This window comes from Streptomyces sp. NPDC000151 (assembly GCF_040301705.1).
Classification (GTDB): Bacteria; Actinomycetota; Actinomycetes; order Streptomycetales; family Streptomycetaceae; genus Streptomyces.
On the sequence record NZ_JBEPFC010000029.1, the window covers coordinates 36,068 to 55,576 of the forward strand.

At 72.7% G+C, this 19,509-nt stretch carries 14 protein-coding genes; 10 read left to right on the forward strand and 4 right to left on the reverse strand.

Annotated elements, in window-relative coordinates; translation table 11 throughout:
- Positions 1–204 precede the first annotated feature (204 nt).
- Positions 205–975 carry a FadR/GntR family transcriptional regulator gene (locus ABT381_RS11970; protein WP_351591584.1) on the reverse strand — a complete coding sequence of 257 codons (771 nt, stop codon included), beginning with the start codon at positions 973–975 and terminating at the stop codon, positions 205–207.
- Positions 976–1,112: 137 nt separating this feature from the next.
- Here ABT381_RS11970 and ABT381_RS11975 point away from each other — a divergent pair, with 137 nt between their 5' ends.
- From ABT381_RS11975 to ABT381_RS12005, 7 genes are all read left to right on the forward strand, one after another.
- On the forward strand, positions 1,113–2,405 hold the full coding sequence (locus tag ABT381_RS11975) for a M20 family metallopeptidase (protein WP_351591586.1): 1,293 nt from the start codon (positions 1,113–1,115) through the stop codon (positions 2,403–2,405).
- A complete protein-coding gene (locus ABT381_RS11980; protein ID WP_351591589.1) occupies positions 2,402–3,859 on the forward strand; it encodes an aldehyde dehydrogenase family protein in 1,458 nt (485 codons plus the stop codon). The genes ABT381_RS11975 and ABT381_RS11980 overlap by 4 nt, the downstream gene beginning before the upstream one ends.
- Positions 3,860–3,931: 72 nt before the next feature.
- On the forward strand, positions 3,932–4,732 hold the full coding sequence (locus ABT381_RS11985; RefSeq protein ID WP_351591591.1) for an SDR family NAD(P)-dependent oxidoreductase: 801 nt from the start codon (positions 3,932–3,934) through the stop codon (positions 4,730–4,732).
- A 96-nt stretch (positions 4,733–4,828) separates the two neighbouring features.
- Positions 4,829–5,176, forward strand: coding sequence for a DUF3311 domain-containing protein (locus ABT381_RS11990; protein ID WP_351591593.1), 348 nt, complete (start codon positions 4,829–4,831; stop codon positions 5,174–5,176).
- Positions 5,173–6,702 (forward strand): sodium:solute symporter family protein, encoded by a 1,530-nt coding sequence (locus tag ABT381_RS11995; RefSeq protein WP_351591596.1) that lies wholly within the window; start codon positions 5,173–5,175, stop codon positions 6,700–6,702. The genes ABT381_RS11990 and ABT381_RS11995 overlap by 4 nt, the downstream gene beginning before the upstream one ends.
- The gene (locus tag ABT381_RS12000) at positions 6,699–8,354 is read left to right on the forward strand and encodes an amidohydrolase (protein WP_351591599.1); all 1,656 of its coding nucleotides are present in this window, start codon (positions 6,699–6,701) and stop codon (positions 8,352–8,354) included. Before ABT381_RS11995 ends, ABT381_RS12000 begins: the two co-directional genes overlap by 4 nt.
- The gene (locus ABT381_RS12005; RefSeq protein WP_351591602.1) at positions 8,351–10,678 is read left to right on the forward strand and encodes a penicillin acylase family protein; all 2,328 of its coding nucleotides are present in this window, start codon (positions 8,351–8,353) and stop codon (positions 10,676–10,678) included. Before ABT381_RS12000 ends, ABT381_RS12005 begins: the two co-directional genes overlap by 4 nt.
- Before the next feature lie 10 nt (positions 10,679–10,688).
- Here ABT381_RS12005 and ABT381_RS12010 read toward each other — a convergent pair whose 3' ends face one another.
- Positions 10,689–11,123 carry a YchJ family protein gene (locus ABT381_RS12010; RefSeq protein ID WP_351591605.1) on the reverse strand — a complete coding sequence of 145 codons (435 nt, stop codon included), beginning with the start codon at positions 11,121–11,123 and terminating at the stop codon, positions 10,689–10,691.
- Between the two features lie 263 nt (positions 11,124–11,386).
- On the opposite strand from ABT381_RS12010, the gene ABT381_RS12015 reads away from it, so the two are divergent.
- Positions 11,387–12,679, forward strand: a complete 1,293-nt coding sequence (locus ABT381_RS12015) for a YeeE/YedE family protein (RefSeq protein WP_351591608.1) — start codon at positions 11,387–11,389, stop codon at positions 12,677–12,679.
- Positions 12,680–12,750: 71 nt separating this feature from the next.
- Here the strand turns inward: ABT381_RS12015 and ABT381_RS12020 are convergent, their stop codons facing one another.
- Together ABT381_RS12020 and ABT381_RS12025 are read right to left on the reverse strand one after the other, a co-directional pair.
- On the reverse strand, positions 12,751–14,928 hold the full coding sequence (locus ABT381_RS12020) for an OmpL47-type beta-barrel domain-containing protein (protein WP_351591611.1): 2,178 nt from the start codon (positions 14,926–14,928) through the stop codon (positions 12,751–12,753).
- Positions 14,925–17,405: a ThuA domain-containing protein gene (locus tag ABT381_RS12025; RefSeq protein ID WP_351591613.1), complete on the reverse strand. Its 2,481-nt coding sequence runs from the start codon at positions 17,403–17,405 to the stop codon at positions 14,925–14,927. The genes ABT381_RS12020 and ABT381_RS12025 overlap by 4 nt, the downstream gene beginning before the upstream one ends.
- Positions 17,406–17,599: 194 nt before the next feature.
- On the opposite strand from ABT381_RS12025, the gene ABT381_RS12030 reads away from it, so the two are divergent.
- Together ABT381_RS12030 and ABT381_RS12035 are read left to right on the forward strand one after the other, a co-directional pair.
- The gene (locus ABT381_RS12030; RefSeq protein WP_351591616.1) at positions 17,600–18,577 is read left to right on the forward strand and encodes a multicopper oxidase domain-containing protein; all 978 of its coding nucleotides are present in this window, start codon (positions 17,600–17,602) and stop codon (positions 18,575–18,577) included.
- 49 nt (positions 18,578–18,626) lie between these two features.
- Positions 18,627–19,509 (forward strand): DUF5005 domain-containing protein (locus tag ABT381_RS12035; RefSeq protein WP_351591619.1); only part of this gene is annotated, 883 nt, incomplete at its 3' end.

The following is a 19,509-nucleotide window of genomic DNA, read 5'->3' on the forward strand; positions in this document are numbered from 1 at the left end:
GTCCGGCGATTTGTCCAAGAACCCCGGCGGAGCCTCCAGTCCGTGCGCTGTCCGACCATGATTGTTCTCAGCGCCAACGGCTGTACCGATGTTCCCCGAGGCCGGTGGCGAGGCGCCGACCGCTTCGCCGGTGGCCCCGCTCGACCGCGGCGGTCCGGCCCGCCAAGGTGTCGCCCGTCAGCGGCCGCCGTGCCGGGCCTCTGCTCAGGAGTCCTCCAGCGCGGCCGTCAGGAGGGCTCGCGTGTCCGGTTCGACGTGGTCGGCGTAGTAGGCGTGCAGTGCCTGGCGGGCCAGTTGGGCCGCGTGCGGGGCGTCGCCCGCGCGGATGGCGGCCAGTACCTGCTCGTGGTGGTCGACGGAGCGTGCCATCCAGGCGGTGGCGTCCGCGGCGTTCGCGATCTTGTGCTCGATGATCTCCACGACGGCGTCGTGGACGGCGCGGGCGCAGAGGCCGAGCAGGGCGTTGCGGCTGGCTTCCGCGACGGCCTGGTGGAACAGCGCGTCGGCCTCGCTGAACGCCCGCAGCCCCGCTCCGGCCCCGGTCAGGGACCGCATGCGCTCGATCAGTTCGGCCATCCGGGTCAGATCGTCCTCGGTGCGCAGCCGGGCCGCGAGCCGGTTGCTCTCGGCCTCCAGGACCATCCGGAACTGGATCAGTTCGCCGAGGCTGCAGAGGTGGGAGCGGGTGAGCCGGCCGAGCGCCTGGCTGAGATTGTCGGCGGAGACGCCGAGCACCTCGGGGCCGAGCGGGTCGCCGGGGCGGGAACGGATCAGGCCCGCCGACTGCAGTACTCGCAGGGCCTCGCGGACGGTCGAGCGGCCGACACCGAACTGGCTGACGAGGTCCCGCTCGCCGGGAAGCCGGGCGCCGGGCGGCAGTTCGCCGCTGAGGATGCGGTCCTCTATCTGCTGGGCGACGCGCTGGTAGGCACGCACGGGCTGGATGGGGGTGAAGGGAGTACCGCTGTCGGACATTGTGCTGCTCGCCCCCCTCCTGGTGCGGCGATTGCCTCTGCCGCTCTTGACCAACGTACGAACGTGCGAGCAGAGTACGGGAAATCAACTGGTCTGACCAGTGGACTGGCCTCCCGGCCAGGTGTTTTGGAGGTTCTATGCACGCCGCCCAGACCCACCCGCCGACCGGCATCGCGATCGACGAAGCCGCGGCCGTCGCCTTCACCCAGGACCTGATCCGGCTGCGTACGGTCAACGCCACCGGTGCCACCGACGTCGAACGGCCGGCCGCCGACCTGGTCGCCGCGCTGTTCACCGAGTTCGGCTGGCAGCACGAGGTGGTGGAGGTCGCGCCGGGCCGGCCGAACGTCATCGCCGTCGTCGACGGCAAGGGCGGCGAGGGCCCGACCCTTATGTTCGAGGGCCACACGGACGTGGTCACCGAGGGCGACCCGGCGGCGTGGAGCGTCGACCCGTACGGCGCGCAGATCCGCGACGGCAGGCTGTGGGGCCGGGGCGCCGCGGACATGAAGTCCGGCGTGGCGGCCATGATTTACGGCGTACGGGCGCTCCAGCAGGCCGGCCCGTTCCCCGGGCGGATTGTCCTCGGCGTGCTCTGCGACGAGGAGGGCATGATGCTCGGCGCCAAGGCGTTCGCCGCCTCGCCGCTCGCCGCGGAGATCGACGGAGTGATCGTCTGCGAGCCGGAGGGGTACGAGGTGTGCACCTCGGCCCGCGGTGGCATCCGGCTCCGGCTGGAGCTGACCGGCGTGATGGCGCACGGCGCGATGCCGCAGGAGGGCAAGAACCCGATCGTCGCGGGCGCCCGCATCGTCGAGGCGCTCGGCCGCGCCCAGACCTGGGCCGAGGTGCGCTTCGGCACGCACCCGCACGCCGGCAGCGTCACCGTCACCCCGACCGTGCTGCACGGCGGCGACCCCGACCAGCTCAACGTCATCCCGGCGCACGGCCTGGTAGGCGTCGACGTACGGACCATCCCGGGCGCCGACCACGCCGAGCTGATCGCGCGCATCCGCCACGAGGCCGAGGAGGCCGCGGCGACGGCCGGCGTCACGGTCGGGCTGACCGTCGTCGACGACCGCCCGGCGATCGAGATCCCCGAGGACCACCCCGTGGTCGCCGGCATCGTGGCGGCCCACGAGCGGGTGCACGGCAGCCCACCGCCGTTCGGCGCCGTGCCCGGCACCACCGACGGCACGGTCCTCACCCGGGACGCGGGCCTGCCCACGGTCGTCTACGGACCCGGCGGCAAGTGGATCGCGCACCAGAAGGACGAGTACGTGGAGGTGCGCGAGATCGGCGAGTACACCCGGGTGTACGCCGAGGCGGCGCGCCACTTCCTGAGCGGAGCGACCGGAGCGACCGGAGTGACCGGGGCGACCGACGTAACCGAGGTGAGCGGAGCGACCGGGGAAGGGGCGGCGCGATGACCCTGTACGCAGTGGAGGACCTGTTCCCCGAAGGGCTGCCGGTCGGCGACGGCTGGGTGCCCGCGCCCCGTACGGAGGCCGTCACCTTCCCGTACGACGGCAGCGAGGTCGCGCGGGCGCCCGTCGGCGACGAGGTGCTGGCGCGGCGGGCGGTGGAGCACGCGGCGGCGCTCCGTAAGGACGTGGCACGGCTGCCCACTCGGGTCCGGCGCCGGGTGCTCGGGGGCGTGGCGGCGGCGCTCGCCGAGGTCGCGCGCCCCATGGAGGATCTGCTCGTCCTGGAGACCGGCAAGCCGCGCGTGGACTGCCGTACGGAGGTGCAGCGCGCGGTCTCCACGTGGGAGGCGGCGGCCGACGAGGTGGCCCACATCCACGGCGAGACCGTGCCGCTGGACCTGCTGCCCTCCGGGGACGGCATGACCGGCTTCTGGACCCGCCGCCCCATCGGCGTCGTGGTGGGCATCGCGGGCTTCAACTACCCGATGCTGCTGGCCTCCCACAAGATCGCGCCAGCGCTCGCGGCCGGCTGCCCCGTGGTCGTCAAGCCCGCGCCCGCCACCCCGCTCGCCACGCTCTGGCTGGTCCACCTGGTCCGCGAGCAGCTGGCCGCGGCCGGCGCGCCCGCCGGCGCGGTCCAGCTGGTCACCGGTGACGCGGCGGTCGGCCGCACGCTCACCACGCACGACGCGGTGGCCGCCGTCTCCTTCACCGGCTCCGCCGCGATCGGCCACCGCATCGCCCGGGACGCCGCGCCCCGCAAGGTCGTCCTCGAACTGGGCTCGAACGCCGCGTTGGTGGTGGCCGCCGACGCCGATCTGGACGCGGCGGCCGACGCCGTGCTCCGCGGCGGCTACTACGCCTCGGGCCAGGCGTGCATCGCCGTCCAGCGGGTGATCGCGGTCGAGGAGATCGCCGAGGAGCTGGAGAAGCGGATCGCCGAACGGCTCGCCGAGGTCGTGGTCGGCGACCCGCGCGAGGAGGCGACGCGGGTTTCCGCGCTCATCGACGAGGCGGCCACCGACCGGGTACTGGCATGGGTCGAGGAGGCCCGCGCGGCCGGCGCACGGGTGGTCGCAGGCGGCACGCGGGACGGGCGCTGCCTCACGCCCGCGCTGCTCGCCGACGTGCCCGGCGGGCTGCCCGCCTGGGCCGAGGAGATCTTCGGCCCGGTCGTCGCGCTGCGCGCGGTACCGGACCTTGACTCCGCGTACGCGCTGGTCAACGACTCGCGCTACGGGCTGCACGCCGCGGTCTTCACCCGCGACCTGGGCGCCGCCTTCACAGCGATCGACGCGCTCGACGTGGGCGGTGTCGTCATCAACGACGTACCGGGCTACCGCAGTGACGTCGCCCCGTACGGCGGCGTGAAGGACTCCGGCATCGGCCGCGAGGGCCCGCGCTTCGCCATCGAGGAGCTGACGGTGACGCGGATGGCGGCGATCCGTACATGGTGATCCGTGCATGACGTCAGATGGCCAGTACTTGATCAGTGGCCAGTACTCGATCAGCAGGCGAAGGAGCCGGGCATGACGTACGCGAACCTCTTCCGCCTCGACGGGCGGCACATCGTGGTCGTCGGCGGGGGCAGTGGCATCGGCCGGGAGGCCGTGCGGGCGCTGGCCGCGCACGGCGCGGACGTGACGGTCGCCGACCGCGACCTCAAGGGCGCGGCGGAGACCGCCCGGCTCGCGCGGGAGGAGCCGCCGGCGCCCGGCAGCCGCACCGGCACGGCCACCCCGTTCGAGCTCGACGTGCTGGACGGCGACGCGGTGCGCGCTGCCGCCGCCGCGTGGGGCGCGCCGGACGGCCTGGTCGTCACCGTCGGCGCCAACGTCCGCAAGCGGATCGTCGATTACACCCTGGAGGAGTTCGACCGGGTGGTCGCGCTCAACCTCCGGGCGCACTTCGCGCTCGTACAGGCCGTCGCCCCGGCCATGGCCGAGCGCGGCAGCGGCAGCGTCGTCGGGCTCGCCTCCATGCGCGCGATACAGGTCGAGCCGGGCCAGAGCGTGTACGCGGCGTCCAAGGCGGGCCTGGTGCAGTTCCTGCGGACGGCGGCCGCCGAATGGGGGCCGCGCGGGCTGCGGTTCAACGCCATCGCGCCCGGCGTCGTGCGCACGCCGCTGACCGACCAGATCGCCGCCGACCCCGAGTGGTACGACGCGTACGCGCAGGCGTCCGCGCTGCGGCGGTGGGCCGGCGCCGAGGAGCTGGCCGGTGCCGTGCACTACCTGGTCTCGGACGCGTCCACCTTCGTCACCGGCAGCGTGCTGACCGTGGACGGCGGCTGGACCGCGGTCGACGGCCGCTACGAACCCACGGTCTGACCTCGGCCTGACCTGCGGTAACGTCCGAGCGGCCAGCGACCGCAGCACGTCGTCCCGTACCCCTCGATCCCTTTCGAAACCCCTCGAAGGAGCCCCATGTCGCACGCCCCTGAGGACCGCGGGCGGGAGGGCCCGGCGGAGGCCGGCGCGCACCCGCTCGACGGCCTGCCCCAAGTGAGCGCCCGGCGCCCCGCGCTGTGGCTGCTGCTCGTCCCGGCCGTCCTGTACTGCCTGGCGCCGCTCGTGGCGAACCGCATCGAGCCGCGCGTCCTCGGCGTGCCGTTCCTGCTGTTCTGGATTCTCGCCGCCACGGTCGTCAGCCCCCTCGTCATCTGGGCCGTCACCCGCCTGGACCCCGCGTACCGCACGGGCGCGGCCGAACCGCTGCCCGAAAGCACCGAAAGAGCCGAAGGGCCCGAAGGATCCGAAGGAGGCACCGCATGAGCGGCTCGGCGGCGCTCGCGACGACCATCTTTGGCCTCGCCATGGTCGCGACCATCCTCATCGGCGTGCTCAGCGCCCGCGGCCGGGACAAGGGCCTGGCCGAGTGGTCGGTCTCCAGCCGGGGCCTGGGCGTGCTCTTCATCTGGCTGCTGATGGCCGGCGAGACCTACACCAGCTTCTCCTTCCTCGGCACGGCCGGCTGGTCGTACTCCTTCGGCGTGCCGATCCTCTACCTCGTCGCCTACCTCACGGTCGGCTTCGCCGTGGCGTACGTCGTCGGCCCGGCCATCTGGACGTACGCGAGCCGGCACGGCCTGATCTCCATCGCGGACATGGCCGAACACCGCTTCCGCTCCCGGCCGGTGGGCATCCTCGTCGCGGTGATCGCCACGGTGTTCCTCGTGCCCTACATCCAGGTGCAGATCCAGGGCATGGGCGTGGTGGTCAACGCGATGACGTACGGGAGCGTGGACCTGCGGGTCGCCGCGGTCATCTCGTTCGTCGTCGCGGAGATCTTCATCCTGGTGTCCGGGCTGCGCGGCTCGGCGTGGGTCAGCGCGCTCAAGGACGTCCTGGTCATCGCCGCGGTGGTCTTCCTCGCGGTGTACGTCCCGATGCACTACCTCGACGGTGTCGGCGACTTCATGCACCGTATGGTCGCGGAGAAGCCCGAGTGGCTGACCTTCCCCGGGCACGCGTCCGGCGGCCGGGACGCGGCCTGGTTCATCAGCACGCTGCTGCTCAACGCCGTGACGATCACGATCTTCCCGACCACCGTCGCCGGTTACCTCAGCGCGCGGAACCCCAACGCGCTGCGCCGGAACGCCGTACTGCTGCCCTGGTACCAACTCCTGCTCTTCGTCCCGATGATGATCGGCGCCACCGCGCTGTTCGTCATGCCCGCCCTCGGCAATCCGGACCTGGCGCTGTTCAGCCTGGTCACCGACTCGCTGCCGGCCCCCGCCGTGGCCATCATCGGCGTCGCGGGCGCGCTCTCCGCCATCGTCCCGATGAGCGTGTTCATGCTCGCGATCGGCACGCTCTGGGGCCGCACGCTGCTCGGCGGCGGCAACGGCGCCGACCCGCGCAGCCGCCGCACCGGCCGCACGCCCGCCGACGACGTCCGCACCAAGCGGCTCTCCCAGCTGGTCTGTCTGATCGCCGGACTGATCGCGCTGGGCGGCGCCCTCTTCTACCCGAACACCCTGGTCCAGCTGTCGGTCCTGTCGTACGAGGGGCTGGCGCAGCTCGTCCCGGTGGTACTGCTCGCGCTGTTCTGGCGGCGGATGTCGAAGGCCGGCGCGGTGTCCGGGATGCTCGCCGGGCTCGCCGTCGTGGTGGCGCTGTGGGCCAGCGGCAACGACCCGCTGTACGGCGTCAACGGCGGCATCGTCGGGCTGGCCGTCAATCTTGTGGTCACTGTGGCGGTCACGCTCGCCGGGCCCGGGGGAGCGCGCCCCGCACCGCACGCACCCCGTACGGAAGGCAACGACCCCGCCCAGGCGGCCACCGAGGAGGCAAAGTGATCGACGAGACGCCCCCCGTGCTCCACCGCGCCGCCCACATCGTCAGCCAGCGCGTGCCCGGTGCCGCCGGGCCGGCAGGCGCCCCCGAGCCCGAGGGCTTCGCCGTCGCGGACGGCCGGATACGCGCCACCGGCTCCCTCGCCGCGCTGCGCGACCGCTTCCCCGGCGCCCGCGAGGTCGACCACGGTGACGCCACCCTCATCCCCGGCCTCAACGACGCCCACATCCACCTCGCGATGGCCGCCACCGACCTGCTCCACCTCGACCTCTCGGCCGCGGCGGTCGCGACCGTCGACGACCTGCTCGCCGCCGTCACCGCCGAGGCGGCCCGCACGGCACCGGGGGAGTGGATACGCGGCAGCCGGTACGACGACGTCAAGACCGGCCGGATCACCCGCCGGGAGCTGGACCGGGCCGCGCCCGGCCACCCCGTCCTCGTCGTGCAGGTCGCCGGGCACTGGGGCGTCGCCAACTCGGCGGCGCTGCGCGCCCTGGGCGTCGACGAGGACACCCCGGCCCCGGACGGCGGCGACTTCGGCCGCGACGCCGACGGCCGCCTCGACGGGCGGCTGATCGAACGCGCCCTGATGAACGTCGTCTATCCGGCCACGGCCCGCGGCGACTCCCCGCTCACCCCCAGCTCCCCGCAGGACCGGCTGCGCGGCCTGCTGCGCGCCCAGGAGTTGTGGCACGCCGCCGGGCTCACCTCCATCTGCGACGCGCTGATCGCCCCGGATGACATTGCCCTCCTGCGCACCGCGCGCGGCCAGGGACGGCTGACGATGCGTACGGGCATGCTGCTCTCCATCGACCACTACGCCAAGGCCCGGGCACTCGGCGTCGGCAGCGGCTTCGGTGACGACCTGCTGCGCTTCGTCGGCGTCAAGGCGTTCCTGGACGGCGCGATCGGCGGCCGGACCTGTCTGCTGGCCGAGCCGTACGCCGACCCCGAGTGCGGCGGCCCGGACGGGCACGGTCTCCAGACCACGTCCACCGAGGAGCTGTTCGCGCAGGTCCGGGAGGTGCACGCGGACGGCAACCGCATCGGCGTGCACGCCAACGGTGACGCCGCGATCCGCCTCGTCCTGGACGCCTTCGAAGCGGCGCACAGCGAGCTGCCGCGCCCCGGGCTGCGGCACCGCATCGAACACTGCACCCTCATCGACGACGCCATCCTCGCCCGCATGAAGGCGCTGGACGCGATCGCCGTGCCGTTCGCCGGGTACGCGGGCTACCACGGCGGCGCGCTCAACACCTGGTACGGGCCCGAGCGCACGGAGCGGATGTTCGCGCACCGCTCGTTCCTGGACGCGGGCGTCACCGTCGCCGGGTCCTCGGACTACCCCTGCGGCCCGTACGAACCGCTCCTCGGCCTGCAGTCGATGGTCACCCGCGAGGGCATCGAGGACGGCGCGGCGGTCGGACCCTCGCAGCGGGTCACCGCCGCCGAGGCGCTGCGCATCTTCACCCTCGGCTCGGCCGAGGCGGAGGGCACGGCCCACCACAAGGGCCGGATCGCCCCCGGCCACCTCGCCGACTTCGTCGTCCTGGGGGAGAACCCGCTGACCACCGACCCCCACGGCATCGCCGCGATCCCCGTACGCGCGACATACGTGGGCGGCGAGCGCGTACACGAGGAGGCCACCCGATGACGGCATCCGGCACCGCGGTCACCTTTGAAGTACCGGGCCTCGCCGCCCCCGTGGAGATCCTCGTCGACCGCTGGGGCGTGCCGCACCTCTACGCTTCCTCGCGCGCCGACCTCTTCCTCGCGCAGGGGTTCAACGCGGCCCGCGACCGGCTCTTCCAGATCGACCTGTGGCGGCGGCGCGGCCTCGGCCTGCTGGCGGAGGTCTTCGGCCCCGAGTACGCCGAACACGACCGGGCGGCGCGGCTGTTCCTCTACCGCGGCGACATGGCGGCGGAGTGGCAGGCGTACGGCCCGGACACCGAGCGGACCACCACCGCCTTCGTGCACGGCATCAACGCCTTCGTCACCCTCTGTCGCGAGCAGCGCGCGTACCTCCCGCCGGAGTTCCGGCTGCTCGACTACGAACCGGCGTACTGGCAGCCTGCCGACGTCGCCCGCATCCGCAGCCACGGCCTCTACTACAACCTCCACGACGAGGTGCAACGCGCCCTCACCCTGCGGGACTTCGGGCCGGAGGTGGAGGAGCTGCGCAAGGTCCGCGAGCCCGCCCACGAGCTGCGCGTACCGGAGGGCCTGGACCTCTCCGTCATCCCGGACGACGTGCTGCGCGTGTACCGGATGGCCACCACCCCGCCGTGGGCCGCGAACGCGCCGCGCCAGGGCATCGACGGTAGCAACAACTGGGTGCTCGGGCCGTCCCGCACCGCCACCGGGCGCCCGCTGCTGGCCAACGACCCGCACCGCGCCGTCACCCTGCCCGCGCTGCGCTACCTCGCGCACCTCTCGGCCCCTGGCCTCGACGTCATCGGCGCGGGCGAGCCGGCCCTGCCCGGCGTCTCCATCGGCCACAACGGCCGCCTCGCCTTCGGCCTCACGATCTTCCCCATCGACCAGGAGGACCTGTACGTCTACCGCACCGACCCCGCCGACCCGAAGCGGTACGCCTACGGGGACGGCTGGGAGGCGATGACGAAGGTCACCGAGACCATTCCGGTGCGCGGCGGCGAGCCCGTCACCACCGACCTGTGGTTCACCCGGCACGGCCCGGTCATCGACGAACGCCCGGACCGGGCCGCCGCGTTCGCGGTCCGGGCCGCCTGGCTGGAGCCGGGCATGGCCCCGTACCTCGGCAGCATGGACTACATGGGCGCGGCCGGGCCCGACGCCTTCGTCGCCGCCATGGAGCGGTGGGGCGCGCCCGGCGAGAACCAGGTCTACGCGGCCCCGGACGGCACGACCGGCTGGCGCCCGGCCGGGCGCGTCCCCGTCCGCCGCGGCTGGGACGGCACCCTCCCGGTGCCGGGCGACGGCCGGTACGAATGGGACGGGCACCATCCGGTCGGCGCGCTGCCCTCCGTACGGGACCCGGAGGACGGCTGGTTCGCCACGGCCAACCAGCTCAACCTCCCCGAGGAGTACCCCCACGCCGAGCGGACCGTCACCTACGACTGGTACGCGCCCCACCGCCACCACCGCCTCGCCGAGGCGCTGGCCGCGCGGTCGGACTGGACCGTGCCGGACTGCGTGGCTCTGCAGAACGACTACGTGAGCCTGCCCGCGCGCGAGATCCAGCCGCTGCTGGCGGGCCTCACAGCGGACGACCAGCAGGTGAGCGAGGGGCTGAAGCTGCTGCGGGACTGGGACGCGTCGCTCGACGCGGACTCGCCCGCCGCCGCGCTCTTCGAGATCTGGTACCGCCGCCACCTACGCGCCGAGCTGCTGCGCCGCGCCCTCGCCCGGCTGCTCCCTGCGGAGCGGGTGGCAGCGGCGCTGGCCCGCGTGCTGCCCGCCGAGGACGCCAGCGCCGACCCCCGGGTCGACCTCTCGCTCCTCCTCGCACCGGGGGACCGGCTCGGGCCCGACCCGGACGCGGCGATCCGCGCGGCGATCCTCACCAGCCTCGGCCCCGCGATGGCGGAGACCGCGGAGCTGCTCGGGCCCGACCCCGGCGCGTGGCGCTGGGGCGCGCTCCACCAAGCGCATCCGCACCACCCCCTGGCCGCGCTCCTCGGCGAAGAGGCCGCGGACTGGTCCTCGGTGGGCCCCGCGCCGCGCGGCGGCAGCGGCGACACGGTCTCGGCGACGGCGTACGGCCCCGGCTTCCGGCAGTCCGGCGGCGCCACCTTCCGGCTGGTCGTGGACGTCGGCTCGTGGGACGACTCGGTGGCGATGAACGCGCCCGGCCAGTCCGGCGACCCGGCCGGCCCGCACTACCGGGACCTGTTCGAGCCATGGGCGGCGGACGAGGCGTTCCCACTGCTGTACTCGCGCGACCGTATCGAGCGGCACACGACGCGACGGATCACACTCGTACCGGGCGGGTGACCGCCGACGGTCACTCCGCGAAGAGCGCGTCCAGGTACACCCACGTGCCGTCGTGCCGGACGAAGCGGCTGTGCTCGTGCAGCGTGTCCTCCGTGCCGCCGTACAGGAACCGCGCCCGGAATTCGACGGCTCCGGTGGTGTGGAACGCGCTGCCCTCGGACGTCTGAAGGATCTCCAGGCCCAGCCAGCGCTGCCCCGCGTCGAACTCGATGCGGGGCGGCCGGGTGTCCGGATGCCAGGTCCGCAGCAGATAGGCCTCGTCGCGGACCACGAAGGCGCTGTAGCGCGAGCGCATCAGCCGCTCGGCGGTGGGCGCCGCCGCCGTCCCGGCGTGGCACCGCCCGCAGCACTCCCCGTACGGGGCGGAAAGGCCGCAGGGGCAGGGCGAGGACGCGGTGATCGCAGGGGCTGCGGTGTGCTGGGGGCGCGGGGTACGACGGGGCATGCGCCCATTGTGCCCGGTCGCGGAGGTACGGCCGTGATATCGCCGAGCGGACACATCGTCTCGCCATACGAGACGGCGTTACGTGGGGCTTACACCCGGTATTACCGTGGAGGGCATGCTCGGACCCGCCAGTGTGCTCACGCTCGCGCTCTTCGCGGCGACGCCGTGGGACGTCGACGACGCGCTCTGTAGCCGCTGACGCCCCCGGTCCGGCCCTTTCCGGTACGTCCGTACGTACCGCATCCCCTCCCACGGAGACCCACGTGACGACCGCTCCCCCCGCCGGGGCGGCCGAGGCCCCGCCTCGTACCGGCACCCTGCTCACCCCGGCACCCACCCGCACGCCCGCGCCCGAGGCCGAGCCCGCGCCGCCCGTCCGCCGGACGCCCCTGGTGGTCGCCGGCCTGATCGGCGCGGGCCTCACCGCCTACGTGTGGACCGCCAACGGCGCCAAGCCCGGCATCCTGCTGCTCCTGGGCATCGCCCTGGGCTTCGCCCTCTTCCACTCCCGCTTCGGCTTCACCTCCGCCTGGCGGCAGCTGATCGCCGTCGGCAACGGCACCGGGCTGCGCGCCCACGCCCTGCTGCTCGGCACCACGGCGACGCTCTTCGCGCTGCTCATCGGCACCGGCACCGGCCTGTTCGGCTCGGTACCCGCGCCCAGCGCGGGGCCGCTGGGCATCGCCCTGCTGGTCGGCGCCTTCCTCTTCGCCGTCGGCATGCAGCTCGGCGGCGCCTGCGCCTCCGGCACGCTCTTCGCCGTCGGCTCGGGCCAGAGCACCATCGTGCTCACCCTCGGCGGCTTCATCGCCGGCTCGACCCTCGCCGCCTGGCAGTACAACCTCTGGCGCGACCTGCCCGCCTTTGACCCGGTGCTGTTCTCCGACCACCTGGGCTGGGCCGGCTCCTGGGCCGTGACCATGGTGTTGCTCGCCGTGGTCGTCCTGGTCTCCCGCCGCGTCCAGGCCCGCCGCAACCCGCCGCCGGTCGGCACCCCGCCGTCCGCGCGCACCACCCCGGCCCGCGTCTTCCGCGGCTCCTGGACCCTGTGGGCCGGCGCGCTGGCGCTCGCCGTCCTCGGCGCGGGCGTGCTGCTGGTCTCCGGCGGCGCCTGGGGGATCACCAGCGCCTTCGCGCTGTGGGGCTCGAAGCTGGTGGGCGCGCTCGGCGGCTCTCCCGAGCACTGGGCGTTCTGGCAGGACCCGAAGAACGCCGCCTCGTACGCGGGCCCGGTCCTCGCCGACAAGACCAGCCTGACGGACCTCGGCATCATGATCGGCGCGGCTGTCGCCGCCGCGGCGGGTGGCGTATGGAAGCTGCACCGCGGCCTGCCCGCCCGCACCGCGCTCGCCGCCGTGCTCGGTGGCGTCCTGATGGGCGTCGGCGCCCGGATGGCCGGCGGCTGCAACATCGGCGCGTACCTCGCCGGCATCGCCTCCGGCAGCCTGCACGGCTGGATCTGGGGCGCGGCGGCGCTCGTCGGCACCTGGGCGGGCCTCCGCCTGCGCCCGGCCTTCGGGCTCGGCAACCCGAAGCCGGGGGACGGCGTCTGCTGACCGCCTGACACGGACGAAAGCGGCGGCCGCCAGGGAAGATCCCCGGCGGCCGCCGCCGTCAGTACGCGCGCTCACCGCTCCTGGATGCGGATATCGCGGTACGAGATGACGTCGCTCGTACTGTGGACCTGGAGGCCGATGTAGCCGGAGGCGTAGCGCCGGCCGTCGGTGCCCGGGTCGTCGTCCCGCGGCGGGTTGAAGACCTGCCCGCCGGTGTTGTCGAACTCGTTGATCAGCTTGCCGTTGCGGTAGATCTCGTAGTGCTGGTCGGTCACCCGGATCTCGTAGTCGTTCCAGGTGCCCTTGGGCGTGACCCCGGCGCCGCCGAGGCCGACCCGGTCGAACCCGTAGATCGAGCCCGTCTTGTACATGTCGCCGTCCGGACGGTCCAGGATCTGGACCTCATGTCCGTACTTGATGGCGACCCACTCGGGACGGGACTCCTCGGGGTGGTCGTGGACATCGGGGAAGCGGACGAAGACCCCGCCGTTGGCGTTGCCGGTGCCCGGCGCGTCGTCCCGGAAGCGCAGCTTCAGCGAGAAGTCGTCGAAGCGGCGCTCGGGGAACCACAGCATGCCCATGCCGTCGACCTTGGTGCTGCTGGTCATGGCGCCGTCACCGGTGAGCGAGAAGGCGCCGCCGCCCACGTGCTCCCACTTCTCGAAGGACGCCTGCGTCCCGTCGAAGAGGTCGCGGTAGCCGGTGTGCTGCCCGGGCTTGCCGATGCCGGACTGGCGGGCCGCCTTGTTGATCGCGCGGTACTCCCGCTTGTCGATCACACCCTCCTTCAGGAGCTTGTCGGTCACCTCCGTGACGTGCTTGAGGAAGAGCGCCTGCGAGGACCAGTCCTTCTCGTCCTCGATCAGCTCGTTGATCATGCAGCGGTTGCCGGTGACCCGGTTCGGTACACCGGTGTCGACCGTGCCGACGATGACGGTCAGCCGCTCGTCGTGCTCCGGGCAGGGCGGCGCCGGCACCCCGCCGCCCGTGGCGACGGTGAAGGAGGCCGTCCGCGCGGGCGAGGTGTTGCCCGCCTTGTCGGTCGCCCGGTGCGCGAGCGAGTGGTATCCCACCCGGTCCACGATCACCGGCTTCTCGTACGCGAGATACGGCCCGCCGTCCAGCGAGTACTCGGTCTTCGCCACACCGGAGCCCTCGTCGGTGGCCGTGAGGGTCACCGTCGCCTTCCCGATGTACGCGCCGTCCGAGTTCTTGTCCCCCTCGACCTTGGCCGCGGTGTCCGGCGGGGTGGTGTCCTCGGGCGGCGGCGCGACGACGGTGAAGTCCACGGACTTCTCCGGCGCGGCGTTGCCGGCCTTGTCGGCGGCCCGGTAGCGGACCTTGTGGGCACCGGCCTCGTGCACCATGACGGGCCCGGTGTACGGCTGCCAGGCGCCGTCCCCGAGCGCGTACTCGATGGTGTTGACCCCGGACCCGGTGTCGGACGCGGTGACGGTCACCGTCGCCATGCCGACGTAGGCGCCGTCCGCGTTCTTCTCGCCGGTCACGGTCGCGCTGGTCTCCGGCGGCGTGGTGTCGTCCGTCGGCGGCGCGACGACGGTGAAGTCCACCGACTTCTCCGCCGCGACATTGCCCGCCTTGTCGGCAGCGCGGTAACGGATCTTGTGCGTGCCGACCTGGTCGACCACGAGGGGCGCGGTGTACGGCTGGAAGCCGGCGTCGCCCACCGCGTACTCGATCCGGTCCACGCCCGAGCCGCCGTCCGTCGCCGAGACGCTGACGGTGGCACTGCCGACGTACGCGCCGTCGGCATTCTTCTGTCCCTCGACCTTCGCCGAGGTCTCCGGCGCCGTGGTGTCCTCGTTGCCGCCGTCGGTGACGACGAGGATGCCCTGCATCTGCTCGTGGCCGGGGATGGTGCAGTGGTAGCGGTACTTGCCGGGGCTGAGCGTGACTTCGGCGGTGTGCTTGCCGCCGGAGGAGTCACCGGGATTCGCCATGATGTTGAGGCTGACGTCCTGGTTGTACTCCGGGTCGGAGGTGACGAAGGTCAGGGTGTGCGGCATCCCCATGGTGTTGCCGGTGGCCTCGCTGTTCTCGAAGACGATGGTCGTCTTCCCGGCCACGGCTGTGGTGGGCGCCGAGGCGTACTTGGTGATGTCGTCGCCCGCCGTCCAGGTCAGGGTCTGCTGCACCTCGGCGGGCGCCGGCTGCCCGTGGGCCGTCGTGACGCCGACCCCGAGCAGCAGGAACAGGACGGAGAGCAGAGCGGTCAGCCGCCGGTTCATCGGACCGCCTTCCGGGCCAGGTCAGCGGGGAGCGGAGTCGCCGGGCCGCCGTGGTACGTGATGTGCCACAGCGCCGACTTGCCGTCGTGGGTGAAGAAGCCGCGCCCGTAGTCCAGGACGTAGAGCGAGCCGTCGGGCGCGAACGTCCAGCCCATCAGGTTGCGGATGCCGTCGGCCCCGACCGGAATGATCTTGTCGAGGGTCTCGGCGTGCACGGGCAGCCCGCCCGAACCGGCCGTCTTCGGGTCCATGACGACCGCGTTCCGCGGCTGCTCACCGTCGTAGAAGTCGCCCACGAACCACTTGCCGTCCCAGTACGCGGGCCAGGCGTCCTTGCCCGCCGTGGCGGCGTCGTAACGGTAGACCGGGCCGTCCATCGCGGCCTGCCCACCGCCCTTGAGCCAGGGCAGCAGGAACTTCTGCTCGGACTTCTTGTAGCTCGGCACGCCGTTGGCGTCCCGCGGGAAGTCCGGGCCGCCGCCGGCGGGGGAGTACCAGATGTTGTTGGCCTCGGCGGGCGGGATGTTGACCAGCCCGTCGTTGTTCGGCGACTCGTTCTTCAGGTTGTCGCAGTCGTACCAGCCCAGCGGCTTGCCCGGGTCCGGCAGGTTGCGGTCGCGGTAGGGCTGCTTGTTGCCCATGCAGAACGGCCAGCCGCGGTTGGAGGCGTGGGTGATCGTGGCGAACGTGTCGTACTTCGCCGGTCCCCAGGTCTCGCTCGGGTCGGTCGCGTCCGGCCCGACCCAGCCCGCGTAGAGCGTGTCGGTCTTCTTGTCGACGGAGATCCGGGAGGGGTTGCGGACGCCCATGACGTAGATCTCGCCGCGGGTCTTGCCGCCGCCCTCGGCGGTCTCCTTGCCGGTGAAGAGATTGCCCTCGGGGAGGGTGTACGTGCCGTCGTCCTCGGGGTGGATCCGCAGAATCTTCCCGTTGAGGTTGTTCGTGTTGCCCGCGGTCCGGCGGGCGTCGGCGAAGGAGACGCCCTTGAAGTTGGGCTGCGGGTTGTTGCCCGAGTAACCGTCGCTGAACTGGCTGGAGTTGTTGTCACCCGTGGCGATGTAGAGGTTGTTCTTGGAGTCCCAGGCCATGCCGCCGCCCGCGTGGCAGCAGCTGTGGATCTGCACCGGCCACTTCAGCAGCACCTTCTCCGAGGACATGTCCAGCTTGTCCGTCTTCAGGTCCATGGTGAAGCGGGAGACGCGGCGCTCGGCCATGTGCGTCTCGCGGTCGATCTTCGAGTGCGGCGTGTAGTGCAGGTACACCCAGCCGTTGTCGAGGAAGTGCGGGTCCAGCTCGATGCCGAGCAGCCCCTCCTCGTTCTTGACCAGCTCGTCGCCGCCGCCCTTGTTGCCGAAGACGGTGACCTCGCCCGCGAGCGTGACCTGCTGTGTCTTCGGGTCGTAGACGTGGACGGTGCCCTTGCCCTTGCCGATGTCGGGGTTGTTCCAGTCGGTGATCACGGGCGCGTCCGAGCCCTCGCCGCCGCGGCCGATGTAGAACACCCGGCCGTCCTTGGCGGTCACTACGCCGTGCGGCTCGCCGATCTGGTCGTGCTGACCCGGCTGGTTGGGCCGGGTGACCCGCTCGGCGGTGTAGTTCGAGGCGATGGTCGCCCGGCAGTCGGCGCGGGCGAGCCGGGTGGTCCACAGCAGCGCGCCGCGCAGGTGGGCCCGGAAGTCGGACTCCTGGAAGCCGGCGGCCGTGCCGCCCATGCCGGTGTAGAAGGACCGCCCGCCGTCGTAGTCGCGGCACCAGGAGATGGGATGGTCGGCGCCGTTCGCACCCGTGCCGGGCCGGAAGGTGTTCTCCCGTACGCGGGCCACGGTGTGCACCGAACCGCTGGGATTCTCGGCCCAGTTGAGCCACCGGTCGGGGCGCTTCCACTCCAGTGGCAGGCTCTTGGTGGCCGGGTTGTCCCGGTCGCCGACCTCGACGGTGGCGCGCTGGATGTTGTCGGTGCCGCCCGTGGGGCGGGCGCCGATCAGGCCGGTGAACCAGTCGGAGTACGGCTCGGCGCGGGCCGCGTCGTGGATGCCGACGAACCCGCCGCCGGCCTCCATGTAGCTCTCCAGGCCCGCTTCCTGCTCGGGATCGAGCACATCGCCGCCGCCGGTCAGGAAGACGACCGCGTTGTACCGGCCGAGCCGGGGCTTGGCGAAGACCGACGGGTCGGCCGTGGCGTCGATCGCGAAGTGCTCGGCGGCCGGCCCCTGCCGCCCGATCTTCTCGATCGCCTCGATGCCGGCGTTCACCGTCGGCGGCTCCTCGCCCGCCGAGGCGTGGAAGACCAGTACGCGGACGTTCTCGCCGCCGGGCGGCGAGGGCAGTGCGAGCTTCGGTACGGACGGTTCCGGCGGGGCCCCGGCCAGCGCGGGGGTCCCGCCCAGCAGGGCCGCCGTGACGGCCAGCGCGGACAGCCCGGCCGTCCGTCTCAGCCGCCCGGTGGTGGTGCGTTTCTGACGTGGTGCGCGACGCATGGTTCACCCACCCCTCTGAGGACACAGCTGTGAGCACACAGCGACAGCCGACGAAGCTAGACCTCTTTCGGCGGCCCGCCAAGAGCTATGACCGCAAGTCAACAAACTTTGTCCTTGGCGTGGATAAACGAAGATCACGGCGCTACCGTTCCGGACGGCTCACTGCCGAGAGCGCTTTCTGCGAGGGGAGCACGATGACCGAGGACTCCGTCAACACCGCCGTGCCCGGGGCGGTCAGCCGCCGGCTGTTCGCGGGCGGGGCCGCCGCCGCGGCACTCGGCACGATCGGCCTGGCCCCCGCGGCAACGGCCGCCGCGCCCCAGGGGACCGTACGCAGGGCAGGCGCCGGCGGCGAGGTGAAACACCTGAAGCTCTACATGGAGCAACTCCCCGACGGAAAGCTCGGCTACGGCCTGGAAAAGGGCAAGGCCACCGTCCCCGGCCCGCTCATCGAGTGCACCGAAGGCGACACCCTGCACATCGAGGTCACCAACACCCTCGACGTCGCGGCCAGCCTCCATGTGCACGGCGTGGACTACGACACCGCCAGCGACGGCACGAAGATGAACCGCAGTCACATCGAGCCGGGCGGCACCCGCACCTACACCTGGCGCACGCACACCCCCGGCAGACGCAAGGACGGCACCTGGCGCCCGGGCAGCGCCGGTTACTGGCACTACCACGACCACGTCGTCGGCACCGAACACGGCACCGGCGGCATACGCAAGGGCCTCTACGGCCCGGTCGTGGTCCGCAGGGAGGGCGACATCCTGCCCGACCCGGACCGCCAGTTCACCATCGTCTTCAACGACATGACGATCAACAACCTGCCCAAGGGGCCCGACTTCAAGGCCACCATCGGCGACCGCGTCGAGATCATCATGATCACGCACGGCGAGTACTACCACACGTTCCACGTGCACGGACACCGCTGGGCCGACAACCGCACGGGCCTGCTGACCGGCCCGGACGACCCCAGCCGGATCGTCGACAACAAGATCACCGGCCCGGCCGACTCCTTCGGCTTCCAGTTCCTGGCGGGCGAGGGCGTCGGCGCCGGCGCCTGGATGTACCACTGCCACGTCCAGAGCCACTCCGACATGGGCATGGCCGGCATGCTCCTGATCGCCAAGCCGGACGGCACGATTCCCGGACACGACGGGCACCACTGAGAGCCTGTGTCGGACCGAAGCGCGCGGCCCGCCGAGGCATGATCGGGGCATGAGACGTCCCGTCGGCCAGGTGTCCCGGCGCACCACCGCCCTGGCGGCGCTGCTCGCCGCGACCGTCGTGGCCGCCGTGCTCGGTACCGTACCGACAGGCGGACACGCCGCCCCCTGCGCCGCCAGGGAGATCGCCTCCTGGGCTCCCGAACCCCGCCTCACCAGCGCGTTCGCCCGGTACGGCGACGACAACTCCCGGCTGGACGACTGGACGGGCGGCGACGGCACCCACTCCGTACGGCTGCCCGACGGCCGCGTGCTCTGGCTGTTCTCCGACACCTTCCTCGACCGGGTCGAGGGACCGCCCAACCCCAAGGGACAGCCGCACTCCTGGCGCCGGAAGGCCGACGGCGGCGGCCCGCCCGCCCTGCTCCGCAACTCCCTCGTCGTCGGGGACCGGACGGGACGCCCGTACGACACCCTGGTCCGCCACACTCCGGCCGGGCCCGCTGGCTACTTCCCCGACCCGCCGCGTGGGCGCGCGCCGACGGGGGCGTGGCGCTGGCCGGTGGCCGCGCGCGTGGAACCCCGTACACCCGGTTCCTCCGAACGGGTACTCCGCGTCCTGCTGTGGAACCGCGCCCCGGGAACGGGCCCCTGGCTCTTCGGCGAGCCCCGCTCCACCGAGGTCGCCACGCTCTCCCTGCCCCGGCTGCGCCTGGAACGCGTCACCACGGTCGCCGACCGCGCGTCTGTGCCCGACCCCGGAGCCCGCGTGCTGTACGGGACGGCGGCCGTACCGGAGGGGCGCTACACCTACGTGTACGGCGGCGATGCCCCCACCAACCACCCGGCCGCCCGGGCGTACCTCGCCCGGGTCCCCGTCGGCCGGCTCGCCGAAGCGCGCGCCTGGCGCTACTGGGACGGCGCCGGCTGGCGGG

Excerpts from the sequence above, each read along its gene's own strand:
- ABT381_RS12030 (WP_351591616.1), top strand. The coding sequence starts at position 17,600 with ATGACCGAGGACTCCGTCAACACCGCCGTGCCCGGGGCGGTCAGCCGC.
- ABT381_RS12020 (WP_351591611.1), bottom strand. The coding sequence starts at position 14,928 with ATGAACCGGCGGCTGACCGCTCTGCTCTCCGTCCTGTTCCTGCTGCTC.
- ABT381_RS11990 (WP_351591593.1), top strand. The coding sequence starts at position 4,829 with ATGTCGCACGCCCCTGAGGACCGCGGGCGGGAGGGCCCGGCGGAGGCC.
- ABT381_RS11995 (WP_351591596.1), top strand. The coding sequence starts at position 5,173 with ATGAGCGGCTCGGCGGCGCTCGCGACGACCATCTTTGGCCTCGCCATG.
- ABT381_RS11980 (WP_351591589.1), top strand. The coding sequence starts at position 2,402 with ATGACCCTGTACGCAGTGGAGGACCTGTTCCCCGAAGGGCTGCCGGTC.
- ABT381_RS11975 (WP_351591586.1), top strand. The coding sequence starts at position 1,113 with ATGCACGCCGCCCAGACCCACCCGCCGACCGGCATCGCGATCGACGAA.
- ABT381_RS11985 (WP_351591591.1), top strand. The coding sequence starts at position 3,932 with ATGACGTACGCGAACCTCTTCCGCCTCGACGGGCGGCACATCGTGGTC.
- ABT381_RS12025 (WP_351591613.1), bottom strand. The coding sequence starts at position 17,405 with ATGCGTCGCGCACCACGTCAGAAACGCACCACCACCGGGCGGCTGAGA.
- ABT381_RS12010 (WP_351591605.1), bottom strand. The coding sequence starts at position 11,123 with ATGCCCCGTCGTACCCCGCGCCCCCAGCACACCGCAGCCCCTGCGATC.
- ABT381_RS12005 (WP_351591602.1), top strand. The coding sequence starts at position 8,351 with ATGACGGCATCCGGCACCGCGGTCACCTTTGAAGTACCGGGCCTCGCC.
- ABT381_RS11970 (WP_351591584.1), bottom strand. The coding sequence starts at position 975 with ATGTCCGACAGCGGTACTCCCTTCACCCCCATCCAGCCCGTGCGTGCC.